Raw genomic sequence first — 18,983 nt, 5'->3', positions numbered from 1 at the left:
TCACGAAACCGTGATCCCCCAACAAAATGGGTCTGTTTCATCGATCAATAAGGTATTTCGACCACTGATGTAAGCGGTTCCACGGATCGTTGGAATGATGCCATTGCCATCGGCCCATAGATAACTCGCTTCAAATTGGCTGCCTATGACACTCGCTTGATGCCAAAGTGCTCCTTCATTTAATTTGCCATCTGCTGCTAAACAAGCCAATTTAGCACTGGTTCCCGTACCACAAGGTGAACGGTCATAGGCTCCACCGGGGCATAATACAAAACTTTGACTATCAGCTTTTGCGTAATGACCAAACAATTCTATGTGATCAATTTCCTGGCCATCCCTTCCATGAACCCCCTGTTCACCCAAGGCATCCTTGATCTTTATACAAATTTCAGTGAGTGCTTTGGCATCACGGTAATGGATAGCCAAAGGTGATTGCTCAACCAGAAAGAACCAATTTCCACCCCATGCAATATCCCCCGTGACTGTCCCGACTTCAGGTACAGTCACGGTGACGGATTTACGATATCGGTAAGAATAAACATTTTGAATACTGACGCTGCCATCTGCATTGAGTGTTGCTTTAACATCACCTACAGGTGTTTCAATAAGATGTTCTCCAACCGTGATTTTTCCGAGGTAATATAATGAAGCGATGAGGCCGATTGTTCCATGTCCGCACATGCCCAAATAACCTTCATTGTTGAAAAAAATGACACCTGCAGCGGCTTGTGGATTTTGTGGTTTACACAGTAGCGCCCCAACTAAAATATCGTTGCCACGAGGTTCCAGTATGGTGGTCGTACGCCAGTGATCATGTTCACTTTTCAGACGTTGTAGCCGAGAAGCCATATTCCCATTACCCAAATCAGGGAAACCACTAATCACTAAACGTGTTGGTTCACCCGCAGTGTGTGAATCAATTACCTCTATTTCTGTATAGCGCTTATGCATATTGCGTCCTCTGCCACATTAATTGTTAACAGAATGCTTGATTTTTGTTAAAGGATCTTGATATCTTTCGTGCATACTGATGCGTAATTCAGCACAATTTAAAAATATTTCAGATAACTGATTAAATATGTTGAATCTCTTGGAGGCCGCATGATTAATTTAAATAAGTTGCTACTGATTAGTCAGGAAAACATGCTGTTTCCCGTTGATAATATTGAGATACTTTTAAATCACCTTGGGCTGGTGATGCCATTAATCAACACATTACCTAACGTCACTTTTTTTGTTAAAGACTGTGATGCTAAATACCTTCTAGCCAATGAAAACCTTGCCAAGCGCTGTAAAATTAAATCCATTGATGGCGTGATAGGTAAACGAGCAGAAGATATTTTTCATTCTGAGTTAGGTGGGAGTTATAGCTCACAAGACTATCTTGTGATGCAAAAGAAAATTAGTGTCATTAATAAGTTAGAATTACATCTTTATAAGGCAGGTTTATTAGGATGGTGTGTCACAACGAAAGTGCCAATTTTTGACACACATAACCAAGTTATTGGTGTTGCTGGAATTTCTGTTGATCTGCAAGATGAAAAATCTGTAAGTCCTAAACTAAATAAACAATTAAGTCAGGTAGAACATTATATTAGCCAATATTTTGATACCCCGATAAAAATCACCTCTCTCGCAGACATCTCAGGTTTATCTTTATCGCAACTTAATCGCCAATTTAAAGCTATATTTCATATTACTCCTCAACAATATATTCAAAAGAAACGGCTTGAACATGCGATTGAATTACTTGAAGAAGATTATTCTATCACTGAAATATCTATCAAATGTGCATATGCTGATCACAGTGCGTTTTGTCGTAAATTTAAAGAAATGACCACAATGACGCCTAGCCAATTTAAACGTATGCGACTTAACATTGCCAAGATTTCATCTATTGAAGAACAAATGATTTAAATAATAGCTATCTTTATTTTATTGTCTAACATCGATTTTACGAGCTCAATTATAACGTCCTGTGTGTTATAACCACAAAATAAAAGTGACGTTGTCACTACAATAATTTAGATTACCTATTAATACCCAATAGCATTGGTAATACACAGGCAGCCGACGTAGTTTCAAAATGTCCATCAACTACGGTATTGGTGCTTTGATCTGCTTGTCTCTTGCTATTGTTCTCCAAGGGGCTGCATGAATACTATTATGGCCAGCTATTGCATTAATAATGGTTATCTTTGGGTACTAAGGTTAAGAGCATCTGTGTTGCAAAAAACGCCTGAAGGAACGGTAACTCCATCTACTCGCATATTGCTTCTCCCATATCGTCTCATCGCGATTGGCATCTATTATTACTATGCAAATGCATGTCGACAACCCAGTAAAGTGAACGAGAAAATCATTTTAGGAGGAAGACCGCTTTATCCTTTGCAAGCTCAAGCTGTTTTCGACTTGACTTGCGAGTAGCCTCGCAATTCTTATAGCAAAGACTTAAGTTACCGTAGCCAACCACAAATAGATTTGTTACCAATAATTTATCTGATAGGCAATGTGGCGCTGTAATGGTTATTTTTACATCAAGTTGGCGTTATTTAACGAGTGCATCAATACTTACCTTCATTTGCCAATTTATTCTCTATATAAGCTCATTCGGTAATTGGATATATTTATTTGTTAATGGCATTATTTTTATTATTAGCCACTAATATATTTTTAGATTATGGTTTGATAACCAATTATTTCAAGTTTTGAATCAACAAGATAATAGCACTCACTTCGATTTCACATTGCAGTACCTTTTTCCTAAAAAACAAATTGTTACTAATATGAATCAACGCTGGACTGGTACACGAAAATTATTTAACTCTGCAATTTCACTCGTTGTTATACATTGGATTTGGTTAATAGCATCAATAGTGATGATGAATAGGTAATAAAATCTTACTAATGAGTTGTATTATCTATTGACTATTGTTAACTATAATAAAATATTCATTATTCTTTTTTAGATATATGACTACAAAATATTAGCCATTTTTTTACTTTTGTTACTGTAACCGTTATGATAATTACGAATTCATTGACTCATAACAGATTTTTTCCAATGGATTCAGCGTATCCTTTGTCATTCGTTTTCCATTATTTTCACCCTGTTATTTTGGTGGGGTACAATGAGTACAAAAAAAATTAATAGATTGCGCCCATTTAGTGCGCTAATAGATTCATGTTGGAAAGAAAAATATACCTTTGCACGTTTTGTTAAAGATTTAATCGCAGGGATCACCGTTGGGATTATTGCCATTCCTCTGGCAATGGCATTAGCTATTGCTAGTGGTGTACCACCTCAATATGGGCTGTATACCGCTGCGATCGCAGGTATTGTTATCGCTATTTCTGGTGGTTCACGTTACAGCGTTTCAGGCCCTACAGCTGCTTTTGTGGTGATCTTGTACCCTGTATCACAACAATTTGGGCTCAGCGGCCTACTTGTTGCAACGCTTATGTCAGGGATCATTCTACTGGCAATGGGTTTTGCTCGTTTCGGTAAATTTATTGAGTACATCCCTGTTTCTGTCACATTGGGGTTCACTTCGGGGATTGCCATCACTATCGCAACCATGCAGATTAAAGATTTCTTTGGCCTGCAATTAGCACATGTACCCGAAAATTATGTCGACAAAGTTATTGCACTTGTTAACGCTTTGCCAACCTTACAATACAGCGACACCTTAATTGGTCTTGTGACCTTATTAATACTAATTTATTGGCCGAAACTTGGCCTAAAGTTACCGGGTCACTTACCTGCACTTGTCGCAGGGACTTTAGTCATGTGGGTATTATCACTATTTGATAAGCAAGTTGCTACGATTGGTTCACAATTTAGTTATTTATTACCTGATGGCACCGAAGGCAACGGTATTCCCCCGATCTTACCTCAGTTTATTCTGCCTTGGGAGCTTCCTGGCAGCGCCCCAATTAGCTGGTCAATGATAACAGCTTTAATGCCTGCGGCTTTCTCTATGGCAGTTTTAGGTGCCATTGAGTCACTGTTGTGCGCTGTTGTGCTCGACAATATGACAGGTAAAAAACACCATTCGAATGGTGAGTTGATTGGTCAAGGCTTTGGGAATATCGCCGCGCCATTTTTTGGTGGGATTACAGCAACAGCCGCAATTGCACGTTCAGCCGCTAACGTTCGTGCTGGAGCAACCTCGCCAATCTCTGCAATCATCCACTCACTGCTGGTATTGCTCACGTTACTGGTTCTAGCGCCAATGCTTTCATATCTTCCACTTGCTGCCATGTCATCTCTGTTATTAATGGTTGCTTGGAATATGAGCGCCGCACGTAAAGTTATCGACCTTATTCGTCGTGCACCTAAAGATGACATTATTGTTCTATTACTTTGTATGTCGCTGACCGTGCTATTTGATATGGTTATTGCAATTACTGTCGGTATTGTTTTGGCATCATTACTCTTTATGCGCCGTATCGCCAACATGACTCGTATCAGTGAACTACCAGAGACAGATGAAACAAAGAGTCGTTTGGTTATACGCGTTAACGGCCCTTTGTTCTTTGCTGCCGCAGAACGGATCTTTGATGAGTTAAGAGTCAAAAGCGAAGGTTACGAAACAATCGTGATGCAATGGGATGCAGTCCCTGTTCTTGATGCAGGTGGCTTAGAAGCATTCCAAAAATTTATCGATACAGTGAAAAAAGATACACACATTGTCGTGTGTGATATCCCATTCCAGCCATTAAAAACTTTAGCTCGCGCACGTGTAACACCAATTGAAGGGATATTAAGTTTCTATAACTCGATAGATAAGGCTCTTGAAGAGCTTGATTCTGAGTAAATAAAATCAGCCACTACCCAATGTTTGTGTAGTGGCTGATTGATATTTCAGGAGTAGTTACAAAATCTAGAACGCGGAGCCTTGCCCACCATGCTCAAGCAAATATTGATATAGGCTATTCATGCCTAGCCAACGATTTTCACACCATTCGGGGGCTAATAATGTCGGGCGCCGTGCACTGGCACATATGCGGTGGTAGACAATTTCAGGCGGGGTATGGCGTATCATTTCCCCTGCAATTGAGGTGTAATCGGCCAATGTAATCGGCTCTAAGCGTCCTACTTGCCAGCTTTTAGCCATAATACTGCCGTCAACAATGTGCAATGGGTGCAATTTAATACCATCTGTACCACATTCAAGAACTTTATCCAGCGTTTGCATATTCATCATGTGATCTTCGCCGGGTAAACCACAAATAAGATGCGTACACACTTTTAACCCTAACTGCCGTGCTTTACTCGCTGTTTGCTGATAAGACGTGAAACCATGTCCTCTGTTAATACGGTGTAATGTCTTATCGTGTGCGCTTTGTAAACCCAATTCCAACCATATTTCGTAGCCTTGTTCACGATAGCGACTCAATAGTGATAGCACCTCTTCAGGAACACAATCAGGACGTGTTCCAACACATAGCCCAACAATATCAGCCTGCTGAAGTGCTTCTTCATAAAGCGCTTTTAAGATACAAACTTCTGCATAGGTACTAGTATAGGCTTGGAAATAAGCGAGATAGCGATTAGCGCGAGTAATTTTAGTTACTTGCCTACGAATTTGTTCGCTAATAGATTGAGATGATTGGGCTTCATCAGAAAATGAGGCAACATTACAAAAGGTACAACCGCCGCGGCCTAAAGTACCGTCACGATTGGGGCAATTAAAACCGCCATGAAGGGTAATTTTATGAATTTTTTCACCATAACGGCGCTGGAGATCAGCGCCGAACATGGTGACAACTTGATTGAGTTGCATAGCAAAACGTGATTAACGGTTAGTATCTAACTCAGGGAAGCTTTTTACTAACTGATCAATAGCTTGAACTTGCTGTAAGAATGGCTCTAATTTATTCAATGGCAATGCTGATGGGCCATCACAACGTGCGTTATCTGGATCAGGATGAGCCTCAAGAAACAGTCCAGCTAAGCCCACTGCCATCCCTGCTCTTGCTAATTCAGCAACTTGAGCACGACGACCACCAGATGCAGCACCAAATGGGTCACGGCATTGCAATGAATGTGTAACGTCAAAAATAACTGGGCAGCCTTTAGAGGCTTGCATCATGACATTAAAACCAAGCATATCAACTACTAAATTATCATAACCAAAGTTTGCACCGCGGTCACATAGGATAATTTTATCGTTACCACCTTCAATAAACTTCTCAACAATATTACCAATTTGCCCTGGGCTAATAAATTGTGGCTTTTTAATGTTGATAACAGCATCTGTTTTAGCCATTGCTGCAACCAGATCAGTTTGGCGCGCCAGAAAAGCAGGTAATTGAATAACATCTACAACTTCAGCCACAGGTTGAGCTTGTGATGGCTCATGAACATCAGTGATAATTTTAACACCAAAGGTTTTTTTCAATTCTTGAAAGATTTTCATTCCTTCATCAAGGCCTGGGCCACGATATGAATGAATTGATGAACGGTTAGCTTTATCAAATGAAGCTTTAAATACGTAAGGAATGCCTAATTTTTGAGTCACAGTGACATAGTGCTCACACACTTTCATTGCCATATCGCGTGATTCAAGAACATTCATCCCACCAAAAAGCACAAAGGGGAGATTGTTTGCGACTTTGATATCACCAATGCTGACCATTTTCTGTTGCATGCTCTTACCTTTCATATCGAGACAGATTGCTGTCTATGCATAAATTAATGTAACACTACAGGAAGGTTATCTAATGAATATATCTGAATTTTAATCATTTCAGAAACAGGATCTTCCGGACAGTGCTCAATAAAGTAGTTCAAATCATTCAACGCAACATGATTACAATCTAAATGTGCGAGGATCAATCCGCGATCACGGATTTCGTAAGGGTCTTCCGGATCTAACGCTAATAAAGTCTCACAAACTCTTAGTGCTAGTTCCATTTTCTTTTCTTCCATTAATGATGCTTTCAGCGTGTCAAATAACTTACGGATAATCACACTGTTTTCTGCAACATCAAGCTGATCGTCATCAAGATCAGAGTAAGGATCAACCGTTCCTTTCAGCCAAAGATTCAATGTGTGCCACGATAGCGTTTCACCATTGACTGGGTTAATAAACCATTGAGAACCATCATTTTTTTGTGCAAGTAAAAGTAGCTGAGTTGGGAACACTGCGGGTTCTATAGCAATATCAAGTTTTTCGGCAATATATAAAAATATTGAACCTAAAGAGACAGGTGTGCCGCGTTTTGAAGTCAAAACCTTATCTAACCAGAGCATATCAGACAAAGCATAAATGCCATCTGCTCCACCAAAGCGCCATTGCTGATAATAAAGGGCTAACAATTGATTTATTTTGCTTTCATTATCGGCCTGTAAATCGATAACCGCTTTAGCTGCATCAACCAAGCTATCTAATTGAGCTTGGACTTGCATCAGAGGAAAATCTACTCGAATGTTTTGCGAGACCATCATAATACCTTCGCTTAAAGGTATTTTATTAAATTCAATATCTGTTATGGTTTTCATCACTCTTCCACTGCTTTATTCCACTGCCCAAGCGAAATTCTATCTCGGCCGCCATAATCTAGGCAGGTTTCAATATTACTAAACCCATATTGTTCAAACAGTTTTCGTACTGCTGCACCTTGGAGCCATCCATGCTCAACCAACAACCAACCTTGTGGTTTAAGATATCCTTTCGACTTAGAAACAATGAGATCTAAATCTGATAGACCTTGATTACCTGCCACTAATGCAGTCAAAGGTTCAAATCTTACATCACCTTGCTGTAAATGAATGTCGCTTTCATCAATATAAGGTGGATTACTGACAATCATATCAAAATGTTGATCAGAAAGAGCGCTATACCAATCACTTTGTATAAACTGAACATTATTCACAGCTAAACGCTGTTGATTTTTTTGTGCCAAAGAGACCGCTTCAGGGTTAAAATCAACGCCTACAACACTACTTTCAGGGCGTTCAGTCGCCAGTGCCAAAGTAATTGCCCCAGTCCCAGTTCCTAAATCTAAAATTCGACAAGGCTGTGCTGGCAGGCGCATTAAGGCTTGCTCAACAAGACATTCAGTATCAGGACGAGGGATCAACGTCGCAGGTGAAACAAATAATGGTAATGACCAAAACTCACGTTCTCCAATGATATAGGCAATGGGCTCACCTTGCTCTCGACGTTGCAACAAAACTTCTAAATCATCCTGCTCTGTGAGTTTTAGCTCTGTCTCAGCAAATGCAAAAATAAACGTTCGCGTTTGCCCTGTAACATGTTGCAATAAGATCTCTGCATCTCTTTTTGCACTGTCACTATTTGACAACCTAGCAACAGCTAGGCTTACCCATTCACCGTATTGCATTAGTCTTGCTCAGACAATGCAGAGAGTTGGTCAGCTTGATATTCGTTAATAATTGGCTGAATTAACGTATCTAATTTCCCTTCCATCACTTCATCCAAGCGGTACAAAGTTAGGTTAATTCGATGGTCGGTTACCCTACCTTGTGGGAAGTTATAAGTACGAATACGGTCAGAACGATCACCTGAACCTAGTAAGTTACGGCGCTCAGAAGCTTCCGCAGCTTGGCGTTTGTCCATTTCAGCTTGGCGAATACGTGCACCCAACACAGACATCGCTTTCGCTTTGTTTTTGTGTTGTGAACGTTCATCTTGACACTCAACCACAATACCGGTTGGAAGGTGAGTAATACGAATCGCTGAGTCGGTGGTGTTAACGTGCTGCCCACCGGCGCCCGAGGAACGGAAAGTATCAATACGTAAATCAGCAGGGCTAATTTCTGGCAATTCAGCCTCAGGTAATTCAGGAAGGATTGCAACTGTACATGCTGAAGTATGAATACGCCCTTGCGATTCAGTTTCAGGTACACGTTGAACACGATGACCACCTGATTCAAATTTCAGGCGCCCATAAACACTTTCACCGGATATTTTTGCGATAACTTCTTTATAACCGCCATGTTCACCATCACTAGTGCTCATTAGCTCAACACGCCAACGATTTGCTTCCGCAAAACGGCTGTACATACGGAATAGATCTCCCGCAAAAATAGCGGCTTCATCACCACCAGCACCCGCACGGATCTCAAGGAAACAGTTGTATTCGTCATCAGGGTCTTTTGGCAATAATAGTAATTGTAACTGCTGCTCTAGCTCTTCATTGCGCGTTTTTGCATCTTTAAGCTCTTCTTGAGCCATTTCTTTCATTTCAGGATCATCTAGCATCATTTCAGCTGTTTCGATATCGTCCTGAACAGTCCGCCATGCTGTAAAACATTTTGCGACATCAGTCAGTTGAGCATACTCTTTTGATAAGGCACGAAAGCGCGCCTGATCAGCAATCACACCTGCATCAGCGAGGTGTGCTTGAATTTCTTCATAGCGTTCCTGTAATGCTTCCAGTTTTGCGACAATAGAAGGCTTCATTCGTTATATCAGACCTATGATTAAAATGTGGTTATTGGTGGTTCAGCCCTAAGCTGTCCCTAAGTAAATTCAGACGTTCCACATCACCATCTCCAGCGGCTTGCTGTAGCGATTTTGTTGGTGCATGGATCAAGCGATTGGTCAACTGTTGGGTAAGTTGCGTGATAACTTGTTCAGGATCGGCACCCTGACTAATAGCCGCAAGTGCTTTTTCTGTCATACCCGCGCGGATTGCCTCTGCTTGCGCTCTGTAATCGCGAATTGTAGACACTGCTGCTTGCGAGCGCAACCAATCCATGAAATGGCTGCTTTCTTGTTCAACAATAAATTCAGCTTCCACTGCGGCAGCTTTGCGCTGTGCAAGGTTTTGCTGAATAATAGATTCGAGATCGTCAACAGTGTACAAGTAAACATCTCTTAATTTTTCGACATCTTGCTCGATATCACGAGGAACGGCAATATCGATTAATAACATTGGTTTATTACGGCGTACTTTCATTGCTCGCTCTACCATCCCCTTACCAATGATAGGTAATGGGCTAGCCGTTGAGCTGATCACGATATCCGCTTGCGCTAAACGCGTGTCAATCTCAGAGAGAGTGATCACTTCTGCGTTAACTTCACTCGCTAATAATTGAGCTCGTTCGCGCGTCCGATTAGCAATCATCATTCGTTGTACACCATGCTCACGTAAATGGCGGGCAACCAATTCAATCGTTTCCCCAGCACCAACCAGTAATATATTCAAATGCTTAAGCGATTCAAAGATTTGCCTTGCAAGTGTACACGCGGCAAAAGCTACAGAAACTGCGTTAGCCCCAATCTCTGTCTCCGTACGAACTCGTTTAGCAACAGAAAATGATTTTTGAAATAAACGCTCTAACTCGCTAGAGAGTGAGTGGTTATCTTGAGAAAGTGCGAATGCTTTTTTTACTTGGCCAAGAATTTGCGGCTCGCCAAGTACTAATGAATCTAACCCACTAGCAACTCGCATTAAATGACTTACTGCTTGGTCGCCCTCATGCCAATATAGGCTAGGCTTTAGATCTTTATCAGTAATATTGTGAAATTCACATAACCACTGAATAAGCTGCTCTTGCGCTTGTTCTTGCGATTCAAGGCTCAGATACAACTCTGTTCTATTACATGTCGACAGCACAACGCCACCGCTAACTTGGGGCTGCTGTAATAGCTGCTCAAGTGCATGGTCTATTTTTTCTGGCCCAAAAGTGACCCGCTCACGCAAAGCCACTGGTGCCGTTTTATGATTAATGCCTAGGGCTAATAGGGTCATTGTGCTTAACTACATTGCTCACATTGCTAATTATTTATTCAACAGCAGCCATACTGCTGTGGTTTGTTTACCTGCTATTGTAGATGATCCGAGCCGCGCTTTCTACGCCCTACCCATAATGAAAAGCATTAAAGATGATCAATACCAAATTTTAGCGTAAAAAACTGATGATAGTTTTATCAGATACAATACTGTTATGTATGAAAAGTTTACATCGCGTTAGCGACAAATGTACCCTTTATTTTATTATATATAGTAAGGCATTCCCTATATCAATAATAGGTATTTGAAATACAATTATTTGGCACATGGCGTAAACCATTGTCATGGTTAATTGTATAGATAGGCAAATCAACTGCAATCTGATTGATAATTTAGCTTTTTTCACGCACTATTTTATTCATTTTGAGCCGTTTTCGCTTTCATTATTTTGTTGATGATATTTTCTTCATCAACAATAACAGGTTACACTTTGGTTTGTGCCTCCATTTTGTTTGATATGGTCACTATTTTATTTTTCACTAAATGATTTTTGAGAGTCGCTATGCAACTGTTCACTACTTGGTCTACTCTTCCCTCTACTCGCAAACGAGGCTTTTGGCGTTTATTGCCACTGTCGTGCTTGTTGCTCACCGCATGTGTTGCAAATAAACAAACCACGACAGGGACTAGCTCAGCATCCGACCCTCAATGGAATACACATTTACAAGAACTGAACGCCCTGCGCGATTACCAAACACGAGGCTCTTTTGTCTATAACGGTGGCGAAACTAAAACTTACGCTAAATTTTTCTGGCAGCAATATACCCCTGAAAAATACCGTTTATTGTTGACTAACCCATTGGGGAGCCGTGAGTTAGAGTTGACCGTTGAACCTGATTTAGCTCGTCTTACTACTAAAGATGGACAAACTCACATGAGTGATGTGCCTTCAGAGTTGATTTACCAACTCACTGGAATGGAAATCCCTCTTGATGATCTCACAGCATGGCTCACCGGTTCACCAGGGCGAGCAACAGAGTTTGAACTTGATGAAAACCATTTACTTAAATCAGTCACGTTCCAACAAAATGGTGAAACATGGCAGCTCAACTACCTTTCTTATGATAAAAGTACCACGCCAATGCTGCCAAGCAACCTTGAACTTCGCCAAGGGTCACGGTTGATTAAACTCAAAATGGATAGTTGGACGTTACAAAAATGACTTTGACATGGCCTTCGCCCGCAAAATTAAACCTGTTCCTTTATATTACTGGTCGTAGACCTGACGGATATCACGAGCTACAAACGCTATTTCAGTTTCTGGATTATGGTGATGAAATTACCATTGAAACCCGAGCAGATGACCAGATCAATTTACTGACGCATATGGAAGGCGTTGAACTCGAAAAAAACCTAATTGTCAGGGCAGCTAAATTACTACAACACTACTGCCGCAAGGTACTTAACCATACTCAGCCGCTCGGCGCAGATATTGCGATTAATAAAATTTTGCCTATGGGTGGTGGTATTGGCGGCGGTTCCTCGAATGCAGCCACTATTTTAGTGGCACTAAACGCACATTGGGGCACCCAAATTTCTGATGAGGTATTAGCAGAATTAGGAAAAAGTTTAGGTGCTGATGTCCCTGTCTTTGTTCGTGGTCATGCTGCTTTTGCTGAAGGGATTGGTGAAATTTTGACGGCTGCGTCGCCTAAAGAGAAATGGTATTTGGTTGCTCATCCAGGAATTGAAATCTCAACTCCGATGATCTTCACAGATCCGCAATTAAATAGAAATTCTCCAAAACGCTCACTAGCCGCATTATTACTGGCTCCGTACGCAAATGATTGCGAAACAATTGCAAGAAAACGTTTTCGTGAGGTTGAACAGCTCGTTTCTTGGCTGTTACAATATGCTCCGTCTCGCCTAACAGGAACAGGTGCGTGTGTTTTTTCTGAATTTGAAACGCAGGCCGCTGCCTTGCAGGTGTTAAATAAAGCCCCATCGTGGGTGCAAGGTTTCGTCGCTCAAGGGGTGAACGAATCGCCATTGCACAGATTCCGCGCTGGGATAACCCGTGTATTGCACCAATAATCACGATTTAATCGTTTTTTATTGGTCAACAATATCTCTCTGGACGCAAGCCTGAGGTTTTTCTCGTGCCCGATATGAAGCTTTTTGCTGGTAACGCTACACCGGAACTAGCACAACGTGTTGCTAACCGCCTTTACACTAATCTTGGAGACGCGGCTGTTGGTCGTTTTAGCGACGGCGAAGTCAGTGTTCAAATTAATGAAAATGTTCGCGGTGGTGATATCTTTATCATCCAGTCAACCTGTGCACCAACCAATGATAACCTGATGGAACTGGTTGTTATGGTCGATGCGCTGCGCCGTGCATCTGCTGGTCGTATTACCGCTGTTATTCCTTACTTCGGTTATGCAAGACAGGATCGTCGCGTACGTTCTGCCCGTGTACCAATCACCGCTAAAGTTGTTGCCGATTTTCTGTCCAGTGTCGGTGTTGACCGTGTTCTCACTGTTGACCTACACGCAGAGCAGATCCAGGGCTTCTTTGATGTTCCTGTTGATAACGTATTCGGTAGCCCTATCCTTCTGGAAGACATGTTGCAGAAAGACTTGGAAAACCCAATCGTTGTATCTCCAGACATCGGCGGCGTCGTACGTGCTAGAGCAATCGCGAAACTGCTGAATGACACGGATATGGCTATCATCGACAAACGTCGCCCACGCGCAAACGTTTCTCAAGTGATGCACATCATCGGTGACGTTTCTGGTCGTGACTGTATTTTAGTCGACGATATGATAGATACTGGTGGCACACTGTGTAAAGCGGCTGAAGCACTGAAAGAGCGTGGAGCTAAACGCGTGTTCGCATACGCAACCCACCCTATTTTCTCTGGTAATGCCGTAGACAACATCAAAAATTCAGTGATTGATGAAGTCATTGTTTGTGACACAATTCCTCTTTCTCCTGAAATCAAGGCATTGAACAAAGTTCGTACCCTGACACTTTCAGGTATGCTGGCAGAAGCGATTCGCCGCATTAGTAATGAAGAGTCAATTTCTGCGATGTTCGAGCACTAAGAATGACTAACGGGGTATCACTACCCCGTTTTTCTATCTATGTGTTTTTGAATTTCAAGAAATATCACAACATTTAAGTAGCGCCCCTACCGTTGTTCATCAACCGTAGGGGCTTTATTTATTGCCTGTTTTGTACTCATCATACTTCAAGTTGCAGCGGTGTTGACGACTTGCAACTCTGATTATTTAGGATATATATTTTTTGACACAAATAGTAAAGGTGCTGAAATCAGCACCCCTACAACATCTTTATTGGCTCACTTATATCAATCGCAAATTACCGAGTTACCATCTCCATGATTATGGATAACGGTGATTATCATGCTTTGAATCATGATAATGTTTTATTAACCAATAGCGATCTGCAACTTTATCTCTGCCACCAACTCTTGCACCGGCAAGCCAAATCATCGCACCAACAAAGATACCAAATAATGACCCCATCGTGACCATATCTGGCAAGTTAAGACTAAAGACATGAGATGATAGATTAATTGCTATACTCCCAATCATCGCAATTAGCCCCAATACCATCAAAATATTACCTACCAAGACAGCCGTTTTACGTTTCATATCTACCTCCTATGCCAGTAGACTGATATGCAAAGCAAGTGTTAAATATTCGGAAAATATATATCTTTATGGTTTCATTATAGTGCAATAAGTAAAATTATTTGCGATGGCTATCACAGGGTGAGACTTTTTCTATTATTTCTGCGCAAAAGATGCTTTTATTTAAAAGATTAATTCCGAATTATTTCCTTCGCAACTAAATACCCCTATTGTAACTCTGATTTCAGTTTTGCACATTGAACCCTTCACAGGGTAAACTAGGGATAATTTTTGACTTAACTGACAGTGAATTCTTAGCCGTGAGCAAAATAAAATTAATTGTTGGCCTTGCCAACCCTGGGGCTGAGTATGCCCAAACACGTCATAATGCAGGTGCATGGTATGTTGATTTACTGGCTGATCGCCATAACCAGCCACTAAAAGAAGAAGCTAAATTTTTTGGCTATACTGCACGTATTAACCTTAATGGCAATGATGTTCGGTTATTAGTGCCAACCACTTTTATGAATCTAAGCGGTAAATCTGTATCAGCCATCGCCAATTTTTATCGTATCAACCCCGATGAAATTTTAGTCGCTCATGATGAATTAGATTTACCACCTGGTGTCGCTAAAATGAAACTAGGTGGTAGTAATGGCGGTCACAACGGTCTGAAAGATATTCAAAGCAAATTTAGCAATAACCCTAACTTTTATCGCTTACGTATTGGTATTGGTCATCCAGGTGATAGAAATAAAGTGGTTGGCTTTGTTCTTGGTAAACCACCGGTTTCAGAGCAAAAGTTAATTGATGAAGCTATCGATGAATCATTGAGATGTACTGATATTCTACTCAATGATGGGATAGAAAAAGCAATGAACCGCCTACATAGCTTTAAAGCCACCGCTTAATTAGAGACATAAAAAAGAGTTCATTTCGTTAAAATCAACTTTTTGTGTATAATCAGCGCCAATTTTCTAACATTCAGGGCAGCACTCGCCTGCCCCTTGCGATTTTAAGGTGAGAATCATATGGGTTTTAAATGCGGTATCGTTGGTCTGCCTAACGTGGGTAAATCCACACTGTTTAATGCATTGACCAAAGCCGGCATCGAAGCAGCCAACTTCCCTTTCTGTACTATTGAGCCGAATACGGGTGTTGTGCCAATGCCAGACCCACGTCTTGATCAGTTAGCTGAAATTGTTAAACCACAACGTATTTTACCGACTACAATGGAATTTGTTGACATTGCGGGTTTGGTTAAAGGTGCATCTAAAGGTGAAGGTCTAGGTAACCAATTTCTGACTAACATCCGTGAAACTGAAGCCATTGGTCATGTTGTACGTTGCTTTGAAAATGACAATATTATTCACGTTGCAGGCCAAGTAAACCCAGCTGAAGATATCGAAGTGATCAACACTGAACTGGCACTGGCTGACCTTGATACTTGTGAGCGTGCTATTCATCGTGTCCAAAAGCGTGCTAAAGGTGGCGATAAAGACGCTAAAGCTGAGCTAGAAGCCTTAGAAAAATGCTTACCACACCTTGAGCAAGCAGGTATGCTGCGTACTCTCGACCTCAGTACCGAAGAGAAAGCAGCGATCCGTTATTTGAGTTTCCTGACGCTCAAACCAACCATGTACATTGCGAACGTCAATGAAGATGGCTTCGAAAACAACCCATTCTTAGACATGGTGTATAAAATTGCAGAGGCGGAAGGTTCTGTCGTGGTTCCAGTTTGTGCGGCTATCGAATCAGATATCGCAGAGCTAGATGATGAAGAACGTGATGAGTTTATGGCTGATTTAGGCATCGAAGAGCCTGGTTTAAATCGTGTTATCCGTGCTGGTTATGAACTGCTTAACTTACAAACCTATTTCACCGCAGGTGTGAAAGAAGTTCGTGCATGGACTATCCCTGTTGGTGCAACAGCACCACAAGCAGCAGGTAAAATTCACACTGATTTTGAGAAAGGCTTTATCCGTGCTCAAACTATCGCATTTGATGATTTTATCAAATACCGTGGTGAGCAAGGTGCGAAAGAAGCAGGAAAAATGCGCGCTGAAGGTAAAGACTATATTGTTCAAGATGGTGATGTACTTAACTTCTTGTTTAATGTGTAAGCCTACACTTAAGTCTCATACTGTTTCATAAAGTATCAATCCATAAAAAAATAGCATAAAATTCATAACATTAACTGGGTTTTATGCTGTTTTTTGTCTCATTAATTTTCATAAAAGCTCGTGACCAAATGAGTAGAATAGTGGAAGCTACAAACAGATCAATTTACGTGATTTTGCCTACTGTGACAGTGGAATGATACCTTGGCTATTAATAGTAGAACTAGCCTGTTAAAAAAACAATCGCTGGGCGAGCTAGTGTGTGAGCGAATGGCTGCATTTCCCGCGAGTGGTGAAACCAATAGCCAACTAGAACAGCCAGAAACCGCAATTGTTCGGTAGAACAATACTTTGCCAGTGAAGCTATTTCCATTGATAGAACTGATGGGCTTAGTATGTCGTTCACTGACTGGCGTTTCAATCTGCGCTCCTCCAACACTGAGCCGTTGGTACGCTTAAATGTCGAATCACGTGGTGATATTCCTTTAATGGAGAAAAATACCCGTTTGCTCTTAGAACTACTGAGAAATTAAATTATTTTCTTGTGGCATATTTTATCTCTATTTTGCTACAAAATAGCGTATGGTTATAGCTCATATAACGATACGCATTCATCAATGATTTAGTAATAATACAGTTCAATCGTTGAAAAACCATCAAGGTGTAATGGTGACGTTAAATCCAAATCTTGCTTCTGAGTAATATAGGCTTGAATAATTAATAGCCCTTCTAGCTGCTTAAATGGGTTGTGAATAAAAGATCTTATTAGAGCTAACAAGATCTTTTATTTATTATTTTTCTTTTATGGTTTAAATATTAATTATGGTTGTGAAATAATTAATGACGCATTTGCGTGAAAATCACCTTCTTGTAAATCACTTGGCCCTGGGTTCGGTGTTTTTACTAGAGTAAACGTGACTGTGTCGCGTCCCATCCCATTACGTAAATTAGAATTAAATCCTTCAAAAGGCGCAACTACCTGCCCTTCGTGATACATTTCAACCCCTAAGCCAGGCGTTGTTGTTGAAAACGCCGTATCAGAAAAAGACGCTGTATCCGCACTCAACGAAACTTTTATATTTTGATTTACTGACGTATCATCGCAATCATATTCCAATTCTTTTTCTATTTGATAACGAGTTTCTGTACCTACAGTTGATATGGCTGTTTTACTGACTTCTCCAAAATCCACATCAATAAGCTGATCATCGTTAATAACACAACTACCGGTTGCTAATATAGCTCTATTTGCGGCAATAAAAGTCCATGAATAATATGAATCAGTTTCACGAGGCTCGCTATATTTAAATAAATCGAGTTTCATTAGAACATCTCCTCTCTCGATAACTAAGTATGGACCTACGGGATCGGGAGTTTTAAAAAACATATCAATATCAACTGGATGATAGTTACCATCTACTAACTCAAATATATTGATCTTTGATAGATTATTAACAAGATACCGTGAATCATTAACATATACCCCCCCGGAAAAACCTTGGGCCCTTAAAGACCCACCTAAGTGAATACCAAGTCTCACTATCTCTAGATAATCTATATAACTACCTGGCAACTCATTACGGCAATCAATATATTCGCCTACATTGGAAAAAATATTCTCAGACCCTGTAATATTAGAATCAATAGGAACCTCTATTATTTGTTCACCATCTTTAAATGTTTCTCCTGTATATTTATTTAAGCAAATATAAGAATATGAACTACTAGAAAATAAAAACAAAAATGCAACAAGTAATTTATTCATAACAACCCCTGTACTAATCATAATTTAAAATAAAAACAGCAGTTGCTTTAAATGTCCCTAAGCCTATTGTTTTGTTTTTTATGGCATCAAGTTCGGCTTCAACATAGCCTTGAAAATTTAAGGTATTGCTGCCATTTTCTAATAAATATAACGGTGTCTCACTGTTAATTGGGATTAGTTTCCCTGCACTATCTAAAATACCCACTCCAACACGAGTAGCTACGCTATCAGCATCTAGAGCTAGAAGCCCCGGCAAAGTAGCGTGCTCAGTCCCTATAAAACCAACTCTTACCCCTTCACCAATTCCTACTTCACAATCAATGAGGTGAATACTAAAAGGCTCTGGATGAGTGCGTGTATTGATATATAAGTACTTATCCACAATCGTATCAAAATCCACTTCAATTTCTTCATCACCGGGCATCAAAGTGCAAGGCTCTGCGATTAACGTACCGTGCACATAGACATCGCCAGAAGCATAACTTGTCGGTGCATAACTCCCACTTATAACAAAAAAAAGAAAACCTATTCCTATTGATAAATAATATGAAGAAAGCGCTTTCATCGTTAATACTCCTCCTGAGTGATAAGAGTTAGTCATACATCAACTCAAAAGAAATCAAGGCACGGTAAGCGCCTGCTTGTAAGTCGCTGGCAATCCGCACTGGCGTAATAAAAAAGCTTAAACTGTCTTGCCCCGGCGATAACAAACGTGGAAAGCTGCTT

The 18,983-nt window shown here is 40.6% G+C and carries 17 protein-coding genes and 1 pseudogene; 8 read left to right on the top strand and 10 right to left on the bottom strand.

The features are described from left to right. Complete coding sequence (locus AC3Z9T_RS20870) at positions 1–951, bottom strand: 4-hydroxyproline epimerase (RefSeq protein ID WP_490128000.1); 951 nt, start codon at positions 949–951, stop codon at positions 1–3. A gap of 150 nt (positions 952–1,101) precedes the next feature. On the opposite strand from AC3Z9T_RS20870, the gene AC3Z9T_RS20865 reads away from it, so the two are divergent. Beyond that, positions 1,102–1,917 (top strand): helix-turn-helix domain-containing protein, encoded by an 816-nt coding sequence (locus tag AC3Z9T_RS20865; protein WP_490127999.1) that lies wholly within the window; start codon positions 1,102–1,104, stop codon positions 1,915–1,917. 1,214 nt (positions 1,918–3,131) lie between these two features. Further along, positions 3,132–4,820, top strand: a complete 1,689-nt coding sequence (gene dauA / locus AC3Z9T_RS20860) for a C4-dicarboxylic acid transporter DauA (RefSeq protein ID WP_490127998.1) — start codon at positions 3,132–3,134, stop codon at positions 4,818–4,820. A 66-nt stretch (positions 4,821–4,886) separates the two neighbouring features. Here dauA and mnmL read toward each other — a convergent pair whose 3' ends face one another. Genes mnmL through hemA form a run of 6 tightly spaced genes read right to left on the bottom strand, consistent with a single transcriptional unit; the run spans position 4,887 to position 10,731 of the window. Beyond that, positions 4,887–5,789, bottom strand: a complete 903-nt coding sequence (mnmL, locus tag AC3Z9T_RS20855; protein WP_490127997.1) for a tRNA modification radical SAM protein MnmL/YtqA — start codon at positions 5,787–5,789, stop codon at positions 4,887–4,889. 12 nt (positions 5,790–5,801) lie between these two features. Next, on the bottom strand, positions 5,802–6,656 hold the full coding sequence (gene kdsA, locus AC3Z9T_RS20850; RefSeq protein WP_490127996.1) for a 3-deoxy-8-phosphooctulonate synthase: 855 nt from the start codon (positions 6,654–6,656) through the stop codon (positions 5,802–5,804). 44 nt (positions 6,657–6,700) lie between these two features. Then, positions 6,701–7,510 (bottom strand): invasion regulator SirB1, encoded by an 810-nt coding sequence (sirB1, locus tag AC3Z9T_RS20845; RefSeq protein WP_490127995.1) that lies wholly within the window; start codon positions 7,508–7,510, stop codon positions 6,701–6,703. Continuing rightward, positions 7,510–8,355, bottom strand: coding sequence for a peptide chain release factor N(5)-glutamine methyltransferase (prmC, locus tag AC3Z9T_RS20840; RefSeq protein WP_490127994.1), 846 nt, complete (start codon positions 8,353–8,355; stop codon positions 7,510–7,512). Before prmC ends, sirB1 begins: the two co-directional genes overlap by 1 nt. Further along, positions 8,355–9,437: a peptide chain release factor 1 gene (prfA, locus tag AC3Z9T_RS20835; RefSeq protein ID WP_490127993.1), complete on the bottom strand. Its 1,083-nt coding sequence runs from the start codon at positions 9,435–9,437 to the stop codon at positions 8,355–8,357. The genes prmC and prfA overlap by 1 nt, the downstream gene beginning before the upstream one ends. Positions 9,438–9,468: 31 nt before the next feature. Next, positions 9,469–10,731 carry a glutamyl-tRNA reductase gene (hemA, locus tag AC3Z9T_RS20830; RefSeq protein ID WP_490127992.1) on the bottom strand — a complete coding sequence of 421 codons (1,263 nt, stop codon included), beginning with the start codon at positions 10,729–10,731 and terminating at the stop codon, positions 9,469–9,471. Positions 10,732–11,275: 544 nt separating this feature from the next. On the opposite strand from hemA, the gene lolB reads away from it, so the two are divergent. From lolB to prs, 3 genes are all read left to right on the top strand, one after another. Beyond that, entirely contained in the window at positions 11,276–11,935 is a 660-nt protein-coding gene (lolB, locus tag AC3Z9T_RS20825; protein WP_490127991.1) for a lipoprotein insertase outer membrane protein LolB, read from the top strand. Next, complete coding sequence (ispE, locus tag AC3Z9T_RS20820) at positions 11,932–12,807, top strand: 4-(cytidine 5'-diphospho)-2-C-methyl-D-erythritol kinase (RefSeq protein ID WP_490127990.1); 876 nt, start codon at positions 11,932–11,934, stop codon at positions 12,805–12,807. Before lolB ends, ispE begins: the two co-directional genes overlap by 4 nt. A 65-nt stretch (positions 12,808–12,872) precedes the next feature. Next, positions 12,873–13,820: a ribose-phosphate diphosphokinase gene (gene prs / locus AC3Z9T_RS20815; RefSeq protein WP_006661866.1), complete on the top strand. Its 948-nt coding sequence runs from the start codon at positions 12,873–12,875 to the stop codon at positions 13,818–13,820. Between the two features lie 300 nt (positions 13,821–14,120). Here prs and ychH read toward each other — a convergent pair whose 3' ends face one another. Next, entirely contained in the window at positions 14,121–14,393 is a 273-nt protein-coding gene (gene ychH, locus AC3Z9T_RS20810; protein WP_490127989.1) for a stress-induced protein YchH, read from the bottom strand. Positions 14,394–14,692: 299 nt separating this feature from the next. Between ychH and pth the strand changes: the two genes are divergently transcribed. The 3 genes and pseudogenes from pth to AC3Z9T_RS20795 all read left to right on the top strand — a co-directional run. Continuing rightward, on the top strand, positions 14,693–15,283 hold the full coding sequence (pth, locus tag AC3Z9T_RS20805) for an aminoacyl-tRNA hydrolase (RefSeq protein ID WP_490127988.1): 591 nt from the start codon (positions 14,693–14,695) through the stop codon (positions 15,281–15,283). A 120-nt stretch (positions 15,284–15,403) separates the two neighbouring features. Continuing rightward, positions 15,404–16,495, top strand: coding sequence for a redox-regulated ATPase YchF (ychF, locus tag AC3Z9T_RS20800; RefSeq protein WP_490127987.1), 1,092 nt, complete (start codon positions 15,404–15,406; stop codon positions 16,493–16,495). Positions 16,496–16,661: 166 nt separating this feature from the next. Next, positions 16,662–17,025 (top strand): annotated as a pseudogene (locus AC3Z9T_RS20795) (phosphomannomutase CpsG); the annotation flags it as partial. Positions 17,026–17,312: 287 nt separating this feature from the next. Here AC3Z9T_RS20795 and AC3Z9T_RS20790 read toward each other — a convergent pair. Then, the gene (locus tag AC3Z9T_RS20790; RefSeq protein WP_490127986.1) at positions 17,313–18,257 is read right to left on the bottom strand and encodes a fimbrial protein; all 945 of its coding nucleotides are present in this window, start codon (positions 18,255–18,257) and stop codon (positions 17,313–17,315) included. A 13-nt stretch (positions 18,258–18,270) separates the two neighbouring features. After that, entirely contained in the window at positions 18,271–18,822 is a 552-nt protein-coding gene (locus AC3Z9T_RS20785) for a fimbrial protein (RefSeq protein ID WP_490127985.1), read from the bottom strand. Positions 18,823–18,983: the final 161 nt, after the last annotated feature.

The sequence above is a fragment of the Providencia sp. 6390 genome, assembly GCF_058148425.1.
This window is presented reverse-complemented; position numbering and strand designations above follow the sequence as displayed.